Origin of the sequence: Paraburkholderia sp. HD33-4 (assembly GCF_021390635.1) — a bacterium.
In the GTDB taxonomy this organism is placed as follows: domain Bacteria; phylum Pseudomonadota; class Gammaproteobacteria; order Burkholderiales; family Burkholderiaceae; genus Paraburkholderia.
Genome location: NZ_JAJEJS010000001.1, coordinates 1,268,535 through 1,284,285 on the forward strand (window position 1 = coordinate 1,268,535; position 15,751 = coordinate 1,284,285).

Sequence of the window (15,751 nt, forward strand, 5' to 3'; positions counted from 1 at the left end):
GAGGCGGCAATGGCATTTGGCGTCATCATCATCGGCGATGAAATCCTGTCCGGCAGGCGGGTCGACAAGCATCTGCCGAAAGTCATCGAGCTGCTCGGCGCGCGCGGACTGTCGCTCGGCTGGGCGGAGTATATCGGCGACGATCCGGAGCGCATCACGGCGACGCTGCGTCGCACGTTCGCGTCGGGTGACATCGTTTTCTCTACGGGCGGCATCGGCGCGACACCGGACGACCACACGCGCCAGTGCGCGGCGGCCGCGCTCGGCGTGCCGCTCGAGCTGCATCCGGAGGCCGCGAAGCTGATCCAGGAGCGGATCCGCGACATGTATCCGGCGAACTCGCCGGCGCCGCTCGATCTGAACTCGCCCGAGAATCGCCATCGCCTGAATATGGGCACGTACCCGCAGGGCGCCGGCATCATTCCGAACGGCTACAACAAGATTCCGGGCTTTTCGATCCGTCAGCACCATTTCGTGCCGGGTTTTCCGGTGATGGCCTGGCCGATGATCGAGTGGGTGCTCGACACCCAGTACGCACATCTGCATCACACGACGCCGCACGCCGAAAAGTCGCTGCTGGTGTTCGAGTTGCCGGAGTCTCGCGTGACGCCGCTGATGGAGAAAATCGAGCGCGATTTTCCAGGTGTGCGGGTGTTCAGCTTGCCGAGCGTCGGGGATGCGGAGCGCGGCGGCGTGTATGCGCGGCATCACATCGATCTTGGCGTGAAGGGTGAGCCGGAAGCGGTCGCCGCGGCGTTCGTGAAGCTGCGTGAGGGCGTGCATCTGCTCGGTGGCGATATCGTCGAGCCTGAAGCCGCGGCAGCGGCGGCGGCAGCCTCGGGTAAGCCGCGCAGCTGAGCGGGTGGGGCAGCGGTCCACCGGGCCGCTGTTCTGTACGACCGACACAGATCAGGTGTCGGGCGCCGCGCGCGCGTATGCCGCTGCAACGGACAGCGACATGCGCACACTGCGGGTCCGGCAGATCCGCGCAACTAACCGCCGCTTCTTCTGGATGCATCTCGATGCCACTCATCGTCGGCATTCAAGTCAATTTCCCGTTTTCTCTAAATCAAACTCGTTATGCATAATCGGGGGCGCCGCCAGACCCGGTCTATTCCATTGCCTCAATTAATCCAATAATTGGGTATTTCGCCGCGAATTTTAGTTTGTTTAGTAAATTTAAATAAACTTAAATCGGAATGGATAATTGATTGACGCAATTCTAAACGCTCCTATAGCATGGCCTCCAGTCATTGACCCGATTGTCGAACGATAATTGGGACGACTAAGCGGGTTACTAAACGGATGACTAAACAATACTCAGGAGGCAGCCGTGATAGATATACGCCGTCTTTCGGTCGCTTTGCTTATTAGCGGTGCTTTGACGGGTTGTGGAGGAGATAGTCCGGGCAGTCAGGCCGGCTCTGCCGCGGTGGCATCGGACCAGCTTCGCGGCGCGGCGCAGAGCAGTGCAAACGCTGGCTCCAACGGGGCCGTCGCCGATGCAACAAACGATAACGCGCATGCTGCCGCAGCCAGCAACGCGAGTCTGCGCCTGACTCAATACGTCAATCCATTGATCGGCACCCTGGCGAGCGACTCGCCCAATCCGGTGCCCGCGGGTCAAGCCGGCAGCGTGGTGCCCGCGGCGGGTCTGCCGAACGGCATGGTGCAATGGGCGCCCGATACGAACACCACGCCGGCTCCGTCGAACAGCGCGGAGCCGGGTTCGCCGGCCGGTTACTACTACGACATCGGCTCGATCCAGAGCTTCAGTGTCACGCACATGAGTGGCGCGGGCTGTTCCGGCAATGACGGCGAATTTCCTGTGATGCCGACGCTCGATGCAACAAAGCCGCTCGCGCAAACGTTCAACCACGCGAACGAGAAGGCGGTAGCGGGCGCTTATTCGGTGTTGCTGGACAATCAGATCAAGGTCGAGCTGACGGCGACGCTGCGCACCGGCTTCGGCCGCTTCACGTATCCGAATCAGCAGTCGTCGACGCTGGTGCTCGATACGACCTACACGAACACGCAAACGGGTGTGGCCGGCTCGGTCACGCAGGTGGATGCGAGGACGATTTCAGGCAGTACCACCGGCGGACATTTCTGCGGCAATTCGACGAATGTGCCGGTGTATTTTTATGCGCAATTCAGTCAGCCATTTGCCGCGACATCTTCTTTTACCCAAGGCCGCGCCGTGATGAATTTCGGTAAGGCGAACAAGGTGCTGATGAAAATCGGTATTTCATACGTCAGCGTCGCCAATGCCAAGGGTAATCTCGACAAGGAAAATCCGTCCTGGGATTTCGACGGCGTAAAGGCGCTGGCCGATGCGGTATGGAATCAGCGTCTCAATACGATTCAGGTGAGTAGTCAGGACACCACTGCGCTGACGAAGTTTTATACCGCGTTCTACCACGCGCTTTGGGCGCCGAGCGTATTCAGCGATTCCAACGGCCAATATATCGGCTTCGACCAGCAGGTCCACACGGTTAGCGCGGGTCACGCGGCGCAGTACACCAGCTTTTCGGGCTGGGACATCTATCGATCGCTGATTCCGCTCAAAGCCACGCTGTTTCCACAGGAAACCAGCGATATGGCGCAGTCGCTCGTCAACGATGCCGATCAGTGCGGCGCGATTCCGCATTGGGTCAACGACAACGTCGAGGATGGCGTGATGCCCGGCGACGCCGGCTCGTTGATCGTGGCGGGCGCCTATGCATTCGGCGCACGGGCTTTCGATACCTCGGGCGCGCTGAAGCACATGATCAAAATGGCCAACGTTCCTGGAACCGCGTGCAACGGCGTGACGACGAACGGCGGACGCGCCAGTTATCTGCAGTTCGGCTACATCACGAACGGCGAATGGGGGCAGGCATCGTCGACGCTCGAATACGCGAGCAGCGATTTCGCCATTTCGCAGTTTGCCGGCCAACTGGGCAATTCAACGGTCCAGAAGATGCTGTTGAGCCGCTCGGCTTACTGGCAGAACCTGCTCAACACGTCGCTGACGCCGCCGCTGATCGCCGCGCGCAACTCCGACGGAAGCTGGATTGCGGAGACACAGAGCAGTACCGACAACTACGTCGAAGGCAATGCCGAGCAGTACACGTGGATGGTGCCGTTCAACCCGGTCGGACTGTTTGCGCAACTGGGCGGCAACACGGCGGCGGTGTCGCGCCTGAACACGTTCTTCACCGTGTTGAATGCGGGGATGAGTCTGCCCAACTTCTATATGGGCAACGAACCGACCTTCGAGGTGCCCTGGCTGTATAACTGGGCGGGTTCGCCGTCGGGCACGCAGAACGTGGTGCAGCAGATCATGGCGAGCGCCTTCGGCACCGGGCCGAATGGTTTGCCCGGCAATGACGACCTCGGCGCGGTGTCGGGATGGTACGTGTGGGGTGCGTTGGGCCTTTATCCGGAGATACCGGGTGTCGGCGGCCTCGCGATCGGCAGTCCGCAGTTTGCGTCGATCACGGTTCATCTGGGCAATGGCAAGACGCTGCGTATCAACGCGCCCGGTGCGCCCAGCGCGAAGTATGTGCAGAGCCTGAGCGTCAATGGCGCGGCCCATCATGCCTCGTGGCTCGACATCGATGCGCTGTCCAATGGCGCCACGCTGAACTTCGTGATGGGTTCGTCTCCGTCGCAGTGGGGGACCAACGCGGCGGACGCGCCGCCTTCGTATGGCGTGCCGCTAGCGCGGAATGTAGCCGACGCATTCAACAACCATGGCATCGGCAGCGACGGCAGCACCGATACCGATGGTCTCGGTGCGGACTTCGACGGCTCGCTCTACAGCTACTCGTCGCAGGCCTTGACGACAGCGGGCGCGGCGCCGGGCAAACCGTTCAGCTTCGGTGGTGCGAGCTTCGTATTGTCCGGCGGTCCGCTCGATAACGCGGTGGCGGTGGGGCAGACCATCGCGCTGCCGCCCGGCACGATGGGCCGCTCACTGGTGCTGCTGGGTTCGGCCAACAACGGCCCGAGTTCGGGCGCCGCGCTCATCACCTATGCGGACGGCACGAGCACGCCTTTCACGCTTACGTTCGACGACTGGACATTGAATGGCGGCGGTGCGGCGCCGGTGGACCCGATCGCGTTGACGACGACCTATCGCAATGCCGGCGACGGCAGCAACGATGGCGTGAAGACCTATCTGTTCGCGCAGACGGTGCCGCTGACACCGGGCAAGCTCGTGGCGAGCGTCACGCTGCCGAAGCAGGTCAGCGCCGGCAAGTTGCACGTGTTCGGGATTTCGGCCGCGCCCTGAACACGATGGGGCGCCGCGCGCGCGGCGCCCGATCACGTAAGCGGTCCGCGCCTGAGGGTTAGCCTGGCGCGAGCCGCGACATCGCAGTGTCACAACCCGCGCCGACGATGCGATCAATGCGTGGTCGGCGCGTCCCGTTTCAATCAGCCTGCTTCAGTACCATTACGCGGGCTTGCCCCGCTGGGGCGGTGCGGCCCGCGCGCGATCACGCGCCGATCCATGGCAAGCCGCGAAAACACCATCCCGACACCGTCTTCCGATGCCCCTGGCCGTCCTTGTCGCCCTCGAAGCCTTCCAGCAGGTCGTACGCCTTCGTGAAGCCGGCCTGGGTCGCGGCGATCGCGGCGAGCTTCGAGCGCGCGGCGCTACGGCACAGGAACAGCACCGGCGTGTCGGGCGAGGCCACCTGCGCGAGTTGCTGCATGAACTCCTGATTGGGCACCGCGCCCGGATAGCGCGTCCATTCGACATGCGCGTATTGCCCATCACCGATCACCGGCCGGCCGACCCAGTCGAGTTCGGCTCGGGTACGCACGTCGACGAGACGCGTGCGCGGATCGAGTTCCAGCAGTTCGAACGCCTCGGCCGGCGATACCGCCCCTGCGTAGGGCAGTTGATTCTCGGTGCGGCGGGCGTCCGCCTTAGCGTAAAGCTGTTCGAGCGTGCTCATGAGCGTCAATCTCCTCCGGACCAAATGATCATTCTAGCGCGCGGCAGACACCGCGCAGACCTGTGTAGACTGGACGGTTGCGGGCAGTCATAGGACACCGCCCCAATCTCGATGCGCAAACATGGTGCATTTTGGCCTGTATGCACCACAATGGAATAGATCGTGATTTCCAAAGCGGTGAATGCACGAAATTGGTGCGTTAGGATCCCGGCTCATTTCCTCGCAACTGTGCTCGCGCTACGGGCGTGGCCCGCAACCGTAAGCACAGTAAGGGAAAGCGCCGGATTGGCACATCCGGATCCAAGAGGTGGCACACTATCTGCTTTATTGGTGCCGATCGATTGGTCCCGGCAGAATTTTCGGCCCTGCGACGCCGTATAGGTGGACGTTCCGGGACGGGTCAGCTAGATTGGGCGGCGGCTGAATCCGCCGAAATTGTTAATCAGGAGATAGGTTATGAGTAAATCCGTGGCCGACGTCATTCAACTCGTCAAAGACGAAGACGTCAAGTTTGTCGACTTCCGTTTCACCGACACGCGCGGCAAGGAGCAACACGTTTCGGTGCCGGTGTCGGCATTCGATGAAGACAAGTTCGAAAGCGGCCATGCGTTTGACGGTTCGTCGATTGCCGGCTGGAAGGGCATCGAAGCATCGGACATGTTGCTGGTCCCGGACGCGAACACGGCCTTCATCGACCCGTTCTTCGAAGAATCGACCCTCGTGCTGACCTGCGACGTCGTCGAACCGGCTGACGGCAAGGGCTACGAGCGCGATCCGCGCTCGCTCGCGAAGCGCGCCGAAGCGTACCTGAAGAGCTCGGGCCTCGGCGACACCGCTTACTTCGGTCCGGAACCGGAATTCTTCATTTTCGACTCGGTCCAGTGGAACACGGACCAGTCGGGCTGCTTCATCAAGATCGGCTCGGAAGAAGCACCGTGGTCGTCGGCGAAGGAATTCGAAGGCGGCAACACCGGCCATCGTCCGGGCACCAAGGGCGGCTACTTCCCCGTCGCGCCGGTCGACACGTTCCAGGACATCCGCTCGGAAATGTGTCTGCTGCTCGAGCAGATCGGCATTCCGGTCGAAGTGCACCACCACGAAGTGGCAGGTCAAGGCCAGAACGAAATCGGCACCAAGTTCTCGACGCTGGTGCAGCGCGCGGACTGGCTGCAGCAGATGAAGTACATCATCCACAACGTCGCGCACACGTACGGCAAGACGGCGACGTTCATGCCGAAGCCGGTCGTCGGCGATAACGGTTCGGGCATGCACGTTCACCAGTCGATCTGGAAGGACGGCCAGAACCTGTTCGCGGGCAATGGCTACGCAGGTCTGTCGGAATTCGCGCTGTTCTACATCGGCGGCATCATCAAGCACGCTCGTGCGCTGAACGCGATCACGAACCCGGGCACGAACTCGTACAAGCGTCTCGTGCCGCACTTCGAAGCGCCGGTCAAGCTCGCTTACTCGGCTCGCAACCGTTCGGCATCGATCCGTATTCCGCACGTGTCGAACCCGAAGGGCCGCCGTATCGAAACGCGCTTCCCGGATCCGCTGGCGAATCCGTACCTGTGCTTCTCCGCGCTGATGATGGCGGGTCTGGACGGCGTGCAGAACAAGATTCACCCGGGCGAAGCCGCCGACAAGAACCTGTACGACCTGCCGCCGGAAGAGGATGCAAAGATCCCGACCGTGTGCGCCGGCCTCGACCAGGCTCTCGACTCGCTCGACGCGGACCGCGAATTCCTGACGCGCGGTGGCGTGTTCACGGATGCGATGCTCGACGCGTACATCGAACTGAAGACGACGGAACTGCAGCGTTATCGTCAGTCGGTGCACCCGATCGAATTCGAAATGTACTACTCGCTGTAAGCGGCCATGGCGCTTCGCCCTTCACCCGGCGAAGCGCTTTGCCCGACGCTCGCGATCGGTCACGAAGGGACGGCGGCGCCGTCCCTTTTTCGTTAGGCCGGCCGCGCGCGGGCAAATATGCAATTCGACGAAGCACCAACAAGCAGCACTCCTGATTTATCACCATCTCCTACCGGCCAGACTGCAAGATGGTTCTCAAGAATCTGATCAAGGCAAGGAAAGGACACGAGCAGACGCTATCGGACGACATGCAGCTCGCGGGTTCCGGCTTGCTGCCGGGCTTCGAGGCGCTGCCGACCGTCGTGCTGGTGCTCGAGAAGCGCACGCTGCGCGTCGCGTTCGCGAATCCGTCGGCGGAGTCGATGCTGGAGTTGTCGCGCAAGCAACTCACGCAGATGGCGTGGCCCGACATCTTCTCGAACGGGGACGAACTGGTCGCGACGATCACCGCGATCGCCGCGCACCGTTTTCACGCGACGCATCTGGACGCCGTGCTCGAGCGACCCGGCCACGAACCGCTGCACGTGCATGCGATCGTCGGCTTTCTGGAAAGCGCGCAGGACTACGTGTTGCTCGAGCTGTTCGAGAACGAGCGGCATCTGCGCACCGACCGCGAAGAGCGCATCAACGACCTGACAGCCGTCAATAAGCATCTGATCCGCAATCTCGCGCACGAAATCAAGAATCCGCTAGGCGGCATTCGCGGCGCCGCGCAGCTGCTCGAGTTCGAACTCGGCGAGCGTGAGCGCGACGAGTTGCGCGAGTACACCCAGGTCATCATCAAGGAATCGGACCGGCTGCAGACGCTGGTCGACCGCTTGCTCGAACCGCACCGGCATCCGCATATCGTCGGTGACGTGAATATTCACGAGGTGTGCGAACGCGTGCGGCAGGTGATTCTCGCGGAGTTTCCGCGCGGTCTGACGATCGAACGCGACTACGACGTCAGCGTGCCGGACCTGCGCGGCGACAAGGAGCAGCTGATCCAGGCGCTGCTGAACATCGTGCGCAATGCGGCCGAAGCGCTGCGCGAACGGATCTCGCAGGGCGATGCGCGCATCGAGTTGCGCACGCGCATCGCGCGCAAGGTCACCATTTCAAAACGCTTGTGCAAGCTGGCATTGGACTTGCATATCATCGACAACGGCCCAGGCATTCCCGAAGAGATTCGCGACCGCATTTTCTATCCGCTCGTGTCGGGGCGCGAGGACGGCAGCGGTCTCGGTCTCACGCTCGCGCAGACCTTCGTGCAGCAGCATGAAGGGCTGATCGAGGTGGACAGCCGGCCGGGCCATACCGAGTTTCAGATTCTGCTGCCGCTCGACCTCTAGATTCCACCAAGCACCTCAAGACTTCTGACCGACCTATATGAAGCCGATCTGGATAGTAGACGACGATCAATCAATTCGCTGGGTGCTCGAAAAAGCGCTGGCGCGCGAGAACTTCGCGACGCGCAGCTTCGCGAACGTGCGCGAAGCGTCGGCCGCGCTCGATCACGACAGCCCCCAGGTGCTGGTCTCCGATATCCGCATGCCCGGAGGCTCCGGGCTGGAGTTGCTGCAAACCGTACGCGACAAGGTGCCGGGCTTGCCGGTCATCATCATGACCGCGTTCTCGGATCTCGATAGCGCGGTCGCCGCATTCCAGGGCGGCGCGTTCGAGTATCTCGCGAAGCCGTTCGACGTCGACAAGGCCGTCGAGCTGATTCGCCGCGCGGTCGACGAAAGCATGCGCGGCGAGCAGACGTGGGACGAGCGCGTCGCCGAAGCGCCCGAGATGCTCGGCCAGGCACCCGCGATGCAGGACATGTTTCGCGCGATCGGCCGGCTGTCGCATTCGGCGGCCACCGTGCTCATTACCGGCGAATCAGGCACCGGGAAGGAACTGGTCGCGCGTGCGTTGCACCGGCATAGCCCACGCGCGAACGGCCCCTTCATCGCGTTGAACACCGCCGCGATCCCGAAAGATCTGCTGGAGTCCGAACTGTTCGGTCACGAGCGCGGCGCGTTCACCGGCGCGCAGGCGATGCGCCAGGGGCGCTTCGAGCAGGCCGAGAACGGCACGCTGTTTCTCGACGAAATCGGCGACATGCCGTTCGATCTGCAGACGCGGCTGTTGCGCGTGCTGTCGGACGGGCAGTTCTATCGCGTGGGTGGCCACAATCCATTGCGCTCGAACGTGCGTGTGATCGCGGCGACGCACCAGAACCTCGAATCGCGTGTGCGGCAGGGCCTGTTTCGCGAGGACCTGTATCACCGCCTGAACGTGATTCGTCTGCGCTTGCCAGCGTTGCGCGAGCGCAGCGAAGACATCCCGCTGCTCACACGTCATTTCCTGCAGAAGAGCGCGCGCGATCTCGGCGTCGAATCGAAGCGCGTGTCCGACGAGGCGCTCGCGTATCTCGCGTCGCTGCCGTTTCCGGGCAACGTGCGGCAGCTCGAGAACCTCGCGAACTGGCTCACCGTGATGGCGCCCGCGCAGACGATCGAGATCAAGGATCTGCCGCCCGATCTCGTTCCCGCGCACGGGGCCGGGAGCGAGCCTGGTACCGCTGCCGCTGCCGGCGCGACGGCGGATGGTGCCATCGCGGCCAATGCCGGATACGCGAGCGGCGCGCCGCTCGTGGGCACGAACGGCAACACGCTCGTGCATCCGGGCGGTGCGGCCGGGGTGTCGGTCGCCGCGGCGCTAAGCGCATGGGAAGGCGGTTTGCGCACCGAGGTCGCGCGCATGCTGCGCGAGAACGCGGCCGACGTGATGGACGAACTAGCGCGCCGCTTCGAAGCGGCCGTGATCCGCGAGGCGCTCGACTTCACGCGCGGCCGCAAGGTCGAGGCGGCCGAGCGGCTCGGCATCGGGCGCAATACGATTACGCGCAAGATTCAGGAGCTGAATCTCGAGCCTTGACGCGCTCGTCCTGAGCGATCGTGCATCGCAGGCGAGGGCGGCTCAGGCCGCCTTCGTCGTTTTTTGCCTCGCGCCTCGTGGCAAACCGGCAAGCACAGCGCACAAGGCATAATCATCGCTGTTCCGATCCAACAGCCGACGATGCCAGCTTCTTCCGCTCCTCCCGCCCCTCCCGCCTCTCCCGCCCCGTTCGAGTGGCCGCTTTCCCCCGATCCCTTCCTGTCGCTCGAAGAGCTGTACGACGCCGACGCGCTCGCATGGGTCGAGGCGCAGAACGCGCGCACGCGCGCGGCGTGGTGCAGCGGCGCGTCGTTCGACACGCTCAGACGCCGGCTCGCCGATGCCTATCTGCCGCGCGAGCGTCCGGTGATTCCGGATCGCTGGAAGGACTGGGCTTACGATCTGTGGCAGGACGAGCGCAATCCGCGCGGTATCTGGCGACGCACCGCGTGGGCCGCATGGCGCAGCGGCGCGCCGGTGTGGCAGAACCTGCTCGACTTCGACGCGCTCGGCGCGGCCGAAGGCAAGCCGTGGGTCTGCGTCGATCTCGACATTCTCTATCCGGACGGCGACCGCGCGCTGATCACGATGTCCCCGGGCGGCTCCGATGCGCTCGTCGTGCGCGAGTTCGATCTCGACACGCAGCGTTTCGTCGATGCTGGCTTCGCGATCGCGAAGGCGGGCAAGCACACGGTGTCGTGGATCGATCGCGATACGCTCTACGTCGGCTGGGACAACGGGCGCAAGACGCTGACGCGCTCCGGCTATCCGCGCGACGTGCGGCGCTGGACCCGCGGCACCGCGCTCGCCGATGCGCCCGTCGTGTTTCGCGGCGAGTTTGGCGACATCGGCGTGGAGGCGCATTACGATCCGGTCGATCGCCGGCATACGGTGACGAGCGGCGTCGACTTTTTCGATTCGCACACCTACTACCTCGACGCCGTGAGCGACGCCTGGCATCGTTACGACGTGCCGTCGCACGTCGCGGTGGGTGCATGGCAGGGCTGGCTGCTGCTCGAGCCACGGCTCGACTGGGAATGCGAGTGGGACGGCAAGCTCGCGCGCTATCCGGGCGGCGCGCTGCTCGCGATTCGCGAGGACGCGTTTCTGCGCGGCGAGCGCGACGTGACCCCGCTCTTCACGCCGACGCCGCTGACCTCGGCCTGCGACTGGTCGCATACGCGCCATCATCTGATCGTGTCGTATCTCGACGATGTGCGCGGCAAGACCCTGATCTGGACGCCGTCGCAGCGCGAAGACGGCACGTGGCACTGGCGCGAGCGCGTGTTCGCGTCGCGCGGCGAGGCGCAGGTCGATGTGTCGCCGGTCGAGTCGACGCTGAACGACGAAGTGTTCGTCGACACCGACGATTATCTGCAACCGCCCGCCTACTGGCTCTCCGATCTCGCGCGCGACGAGCCGGGCGAATGGGAGTTGCTCGACCGTTGGCCGACGCAGTTCGACGCGACGCAGGTTGCCGTGACGCGCGGACATGCGGTATCGGCCGATGGCACGCGTGTGCCGTACACGGTGGTTGGACCGACGCAAGCATCGTCATCGCCGGGCGGTGAAAAGCCGACGCGTCCTTGCCTGCTGAGCGGCTACGGCGGCTTCGCGATTCCGCTGCTGCCGAGCTATCTGACGGGGCAGGGCATCGGCTGGCTCGAACGCGGCGGCGTGTACGTGGTCGCGCATATTCGCGGCGGCGGCGAGTTCGGCACGCGCTGGCACACGGCGGCGCAGGGCGAGGATCGCCAGCGCGCATTCGATGATTTCATCGCGGTCGCCGAAGCGCTGATCGCGACCGGCGTGACCAGCGCCGCGCAGCTCGGCATTCAGGGCGGCAGTAACGGCGGTCTGCTGGTGGCCGCCTGCATGGTGCAGCGGCCGCAGCTATTCGGCGCGGTCGTGTGCGAGGTGCCGTTGCTCGATATGAGCCGCTATCACCTGCTGCATGCGGGCGCTTCGTGGATCGACGAGTACGGCGACCCTGACGAGCCCGACGAAGCGCGCGCGCTGGCCGCGTATTCGCCGTATCACAACCTCGCGGCAGGCGTGATGTATCCGCCGGTGCTGTTCGCGACGTCGACCGCCGACGATCGCGTGCATCCCGGCCACGCGCGCAAGATGGCCGCCCGCATGCAGGCACTGGGCGCGCGGCAGGTGTGGTATCGGGAGAATACGGAGGGCGGACACGGCGGCTCCGATGAGCTGGAGCAGGCCGAGCATGATGCGATGGTGTTCGGCTTCTTGTGGAGTGTGCTGGGCGGCGCTTGAAGCGATACGCAAGCGAGGCAGCTGCCTCGCTTCGTCGCTGCGTTCAGAATCAACCCGGGATCAACCGAGCTGCGCGAACACCGGCGCGTGATCCGACGGCTGCTCCCACTTGCGCGGCACTTTGTCGATGTCGCACGCCGAGCAGATGTCGGCGAGTGCCTTCGAAAGCAGGATGTGATCGATCCGCAGCCCCGCGTTGCGACGGAACGCCATCATCCGGTAGTCCCACCACGAATAGATTTTCTCCTGCTGCTCGAACTGGCGGAACGCGTCGAGCAGACCGAGGCCGATCAATCGCACGAACGCCGCGCGTTCCTCCGGCGATACCAGGTTCTGACCTTCCCATGCCTTCGGATCGTGCACGTCGCGATCTTCGGGCGCGATGTTGTAGTCGCCGAGCAAGGCGAGCTTCGGATGCAGCGTCATCTCGGTTGCGAGCCAGTCGTGTAGCGCGTCGAGCCAGCGCAGCTTGTACGCGAACTTGTCGGTGCCGGGCGCCTGGCCGTTCGGGAAATACGCGGAGACGATGCGCACGCCGTCGATGGTCGCCGCGATCACGCGCTGCTGCGGATCCTCGAATCCGGGGATGTTGCGCACGATGCTGTTTTCATCGACGTTCAAACCTTCGCGTACCAGAATGCCGACACCGTTATAGGTCTTCTGACCCGCGTACCAGCTGCGATAGCCGGCCGCCTCGAGTTCGGCGCGCGGAAATTTTTCGTCGGGGAGCTTCAGTTCCTGCAGGCACAGCACGTCGGTGCGGCTGCTCGCGAGCCAATCGATGACGTGTTGCTGGCGGACTTTGAGGGAGTTGACGTTCCAGGTGGCGATTTTCACGAAGATATCCGATGCGTGCGTGATGAGAGCAAGGCCGATTATAGCGGGGGCCTCGCCGGCCAAAGCCGGCGCCTGCCAGGTCGCCCGCGCCGTTCACATGCCGAGATAGTAGCGCCACAGCACTGTCGACGCGGTCAGGAACGCACTGATCGCAAGGAAGCCACCACAGACGACCAGCTGAGCCATCGCGCGCCTTTCGCTCGTCGATTGGCTGCCGAGTCCATAGGCGACGAGCAATGCCGGCGCGGTGAAGTAGCGGCCCTGCACACCGACGATGAATTGCGCTGGCTGATCCGTCCACGTGATCAGCATTGCGAGGAACGCGAGCCCGAGTGCCGCGGCCGCGCAGAAAATCGGCAACCAGCGCGCGCAGCGCGACACATCGCGCGAGAACGAGATCGCCGCGGCGACGATCAGCGCCACGGCGGCCGACAGATAGATCGAAGCCGGCATCGGCGTATCGAGCCATCCGAGAATGCCGACGAACGAGTGCCAGTAGAAGGCCAGGTACCCGGGGTCCGAGAGCGTACGCGCGAACACCGCAATCAGCTCCATCGGATGATGCGCGTACATCGACAGGATCTGTCCCGTGGTCATCGAGCGCGGGTGGCCCATGTTCACGACGCCGAGCCCGTGGATGATCCAGGCGAGCGCGCCGAGCGTGGCGATAGCGGTCACGACCAGGGCGCGCCGGTCACGGCGCACCCAGAACACGGAAGCGGGGAATAGCGCGATCGGGAAAAGTTGTGGTCGACTCGACATCACGAGGAAAGCCGACAGGATCAGCAGTACGCCCATCCATGTGGGAAAGCTCCGCTCGCGTTCGAGTCCGCGCCGGAACAGACTCACCGACAGGATCAGCCATGCGATCGAGATGCCGTCCTGGGTAGCGCTGGCAATCTGGAACATCGTCATGGGCAGTGCCAGCGTGCAAATCACGAGTGCGTTCGGCCGGAAGATCTGGAACGACAGCGCGAGCAACGCGGCGATGGCCGCGAGCGACGCGGCGCGCGCAAGGCGGTACGAAGTGCCGACGCGCAGATTGAATGTCTGGCCGATTCGCAGACCGATGGCCTGCGGAATATACGCGAGCGGAAAGTAGGGCGATGCGTTCGGCATCGGGTCGAAGCTTCGCGTGCCTGACCAGCGGATGTCGTTCGCGTCGCGGATCGTTTGGGGTGTCAACGTCGTGTGCGGCTTGTTCGCTACGGCGTTCAGATAGGCCGACATGAACGCCTTGAGCCCATCGTCGATGTCGCCGCCGGTGGACTGACCCGACGGTGTGTGCACGTGCGACCCGATCGATAGCAGATAGGCGCGCTTCAGGTGGTCCCCCTCGTCCGGCGATTGCATGGGCGGGATGATGGCCGACAGAATGCCGCCGAGAATAACGATCGCAAAAAACACGACTGCGCTTTGTTTTAGTTGTCGCATTGGTAATTCAGGTCTCGTGGTTGGGGCCGCGATGATTGGGGCGTGGTCCAAGCCTGAGTGTGGCGATGGGGAGCTGCCTCTGGAGATGCGACATTTTACTTGCTGAGTGTCTCGCGCAATGCGTGGAATACGAGGCTGTGTTGGGTGTCTGGCCGATCAGGACGGTCTTTACAGATGGCGCAGATGCGGTGTCGCACATCGCATGCTCGTGCGCGCTTATCGAATCTCGAGTTCCACCGTGGCGCGGATCGGGAAGCGAGCTTGTTCATCACACCATGCCCGGAGCGTGCTGCAATTTTCTCCTGGCGACGACGTCGTTTGAGAAAAGTTTCGCGCAAGGGTTTGACGTTTTGTCAGCGACCTTATATAATCTTTTTTCTCTGACGCGGGGTGGAGCAGTCTGGCAGCTCGTCGGGCTCATAACCCGAAGGTCGTAGGTTCAAATCCTACCCCCGCAACCAAGCATTGTTGAAAGCCCGCATCGCGCAAGCCATGCGGGCTTTTTGACTTTCAGCGCTTCACTTTGCTCGTGGCGCATCGCGGCACGTTGCGGTGTACGCGTGAATACGCGCACACCGCGCGCACAGATTCGTTCGCTATCGATGTCTGAAGCCCATCGTCACCGTTCCCCAATCGCCCACTCCACTGCCGCGTGCGCATGCAACTCCGTGGTATCGAACACAGGCAGTACCGAATCTTCCGGCTTGATCAGCAGCGTGATCTCCGTGCAACCGAGTATCACCGCCTGCGCCCCACGCGCGGCCAGATGCTCGATCACGCGTTGATAGATCTTGCGCGACCCGTCGCTCACGTTGCCGTGGCATAGCTCGTCGTAAATGATGCGGTGCACGTCCGCGCGCTCGTCGTCATCGGGCACGAGCGTGTCGAGTCCATAGCGCTCGCGCAGCCGGCCCGTATAGAACGTCTGCTCCATCGTGTAGCGCGTGCCGAGCAGGCCCACGCGCTCGACGCCCGCCGCGCGCAGCGCCGCGCCGGTCGGATCGGCGATGTGCAGGAACGGCACCGTGATTGCCCGCTCGATCGATTCGCACACGCGATGCATCGTGTTCGTCGCAAGGATCACGAGATCGGCGCCGCCGCGTTCGAGCTGGCGCGCGGCGTCGGCCATCTGTTCGCCGAGCGCGTGCCAGTCGCCCGCGCGCTGGTTCGCCTCGATGGATGCGAAATCGACGGTCAGCAGCAGACTGCGCGCGTTGTGATGACCGCCTAGCCGCGCCTTCGCGTGGCGGTTCAGCAGCCGGTAATACTCGCTGGACGACTCCCAGCTCATCCCGCCGATCACGCCGATCGTTTTCATCTGTACGCTCCGTCAATGCATGGCCGAAACGGCGAGTATAGGCGTGTCGCATTGCTGGCCGCCGGTACGGATTGCGCCGCGCGGGCCGGTACGCATCGGCAACGCCACGCGCAACAGGCGCCCGCATTTTTCTGGCGCCGATAGAATCGTAACCAGT

The 15,751-nt window shown here is 63.4% G+C and carries 10 protein-coding genes and 1 tRNA gene; 7 read left to right on the top strand and 4 right to left on the bottom strand.

From position 1 onward, the window contains the following. Window positions 1-9: 9 nt before the first annotated feature. Window positions 10-858, top strand: a complete 849-nt coding sequence (locus L0U84_RS05640) for a competence/damage-inducible protein A (protein ID WP_233848396.1) — start codon at window positions 10-12, stop codon at window positions 856-858. A 475-nt stretch (window positions 859-1,333) separates the two neighbouring features. Further along, on the top strand, window positions 1,334-4,279 hold the full coding sequence (locus L0U84_RS05645; protein WP_233848398.1) for a GH92 family glycosyl hydrolase: 2,946 nt from the start codon (window positions 1,334-1,336) through the stop codon (window positions 4,277-4,279). 205 nt (window positions 4,280-4,484) lie between these two features. Here L0U84_RS05645 and L0U84_RS05650 read toward each other — a convergent pair whose 3' ends face one another. Then, the gene (locus L0U84_RS05650) at window positions 4,485-4,949 is read right to left on the bottom strand and encodes a rhodanese-like domain-containing protein (RefSeq protein WP_187638019.1); all 465 of its coding nucleotides are present in this window, start codon (window positions 4,947-4,949) and stop codon (window positions 4,485-4,487) included. A 456-nt stretch (window positions 4,950-5,405) separates the two neighbouring features. Between L0U84_RS05650 and glnA the strand changes: the two genes are divergently transcribed. The 4 genes from glnA to L0U84_RS05670 all read left to right on the top strand — a co-directional run bounded on the left by glnA (window position 5,406) and on the right by L0U84_RS05670 (window position 12,005). Then, the gene (gene glnA, locus L0U84_RS05655) at window positions 5,406-6,821 is read left to right on the top strand and encodes a type I glutamate--ammonia ligase (protein ID WP_129959336.1); all 1,416 of its coding nucleotides are present in this window, start codon (window positions 5,406-5,408) and stop codon (window positions 6,819-6,821) included. A 188-nt stretch (window positions 6,822-7,009) separates the two neighbouring features. Next, the gene (glnL, locus tag L0U84_RS05660) at window positions 7,010-8,152 is read left to right on the top strand and encodes a nitrogen regulation protein NR(II) (protein ID WP_233848399.1); all 1,143 of its coding nucleotides are present in this window, start codon (window positions 7,010-7,012) and stop codon (window positions 8,150-8,152) included. 37 nt (window positions 8,153-8,189) lie between these two features. After that, window positions 8,190-9,728 carry a nitrogen regulation protein NR(I) gene (ntrC, locus tag L0U84_RS05665; protein WP_233848400.1) on the top strand — a complete coding sequence of 513 codons (1,539 nt, stop codon included), beginning with the start codon at window positions 8,190-8,192 and terminating at the stop codon, window positions 9,726-9,728. Between the two features lie 141 nt (window positions 9,729-9,869). Continuing rightward, window positions 9,870-12,005 carry a prolyl oligopeptidase family serine peptidase gene (locus L0U84_RS05670; protein WP_233848401.1) on the top strand — a complete coding sequence of 712 codons (2,136 nt, stop codon included), beginning with the start codon at window positions 9,870-9,872 and terminating at the stop codon, window positions 12,003-12,005. Window positions 12,006-12,065: 60 nt separating this feature from the next. Here L0U84_RS05670 and xth read toward each other — a convergent pair whose 3' ends face one another. Next, window positions 12,066-12,842 carry an exodeoxyribonuclease III gene (gene xth / locus L0U84_RS05675; protein ID WP_233848402.1) on the bottom strand — a complete coding sequence of 259 codons (777 nt, stop codon included), beginning with the start codon at window positions 12,840-12,842 and terminating at the stop codon, window positions 12,066-12,068. 93 nt (window positions 12,843-12,935) lie between these two features. Next, on the bottom strand, window positions 12,936-14,276 hold the full coding sequence (locus tag L0U84_RS05680) for a DUF2142 domain-containing protein (protein WP_233848404.1): 1,341 nt from the start codon (window positions 14,274-14,276) through the stop codon (window positions 12,936-12,938). Window positions 14,277-14,660: 384 nt separating this feature from the next. Here L0U84_RS05680 and L0U84_RS05685 point away from each other — a divergent pair. After that, a tRNA-Met gene (locus L0U84_RS05685) sits at window positions 14,661-14,737 on the top strand. Window positions 14,738-14,895: 158 nt separating this feature from the next. Here the strand turns inward: L0U84_RS05685 and L0U84_RS05690 are convergent. Beyond that, the gene (locus tag L0U84_RS05690; protein ID WP_233848405.1) at window positions 14,896-15,594 is read right to left on the bottom strand and encodes an aspartate/glutamate racemase family protein; all 699 of its coding nucleotides are present in this window, start codon (window positions 15,592-15,594) and stop codon (window positions 14,896-14,898) included. Window positions 15,595-15,751 lie beyond the last annotated feature (157 nt).

What these genes read in the sequence shown, in the direction of transcription:
- L0U84_RS05640 (WP_233848396.1), top strand. Translation starts at nt 10, where the DNA reads ATGGCATTTGGCGTCATCATCATCGGCGATGAAATCCTGTCCGGCAGG.
- L0U84_RS05650 (WP_187638019.1), bottom strand. Translation starts at nt 4,949, where the DNA reads ATGAGCACGCTCGAACAGCTTTACGCTAAGGCGGACGCCCGCCGCACC.
- glnA (WP_129959336.1), top strand. Translation starts at nt 5,406, where the DNA reads ATGAGTAAATCCGTGGCCGACGTCATTCAACTCGTCAAAGACGAAGAC.
- glnL (WP_233848399.1), top strand. Translation starts at nt 7,010, where the DNA reads ATGGTTCTCAAGAATCTGATCAAGGCAAGGAAAGGACACGAGCAGACG.
- ntrC (WP_233848400.1), top strand. Translation starts at nt 8,190, where the DNA reads ATGAAGCCGATCTGGATAGTAGACGACGATCAATCAATTCGCTGGGTG.
- L0U84_RS05670 (WP_233848401.1), top strand. Translation starts at nt 9,870, where the DNA reads ATGCCAGCTTCTTCCGCTCCTCCCGCCCCTCCCGCCTCTCCCGCCCCG.
- L0U84_RS05680 (WP_233848404.1), bottom strand. Translation starts at nt 14,276, where the DNA reads ATGCGACAACTAAAACAAAGCGCAGTCGTGTTTTTTGCGATCGTTATT.
- L0U84_RS05690 (WP_233848405.1), bottom strand. Translation starts at nt 15,594, where the DNA reads ATGAAAACGATCGGCGTGATCGGCGGGATGAGCTGGGAGTCGTCCAGC.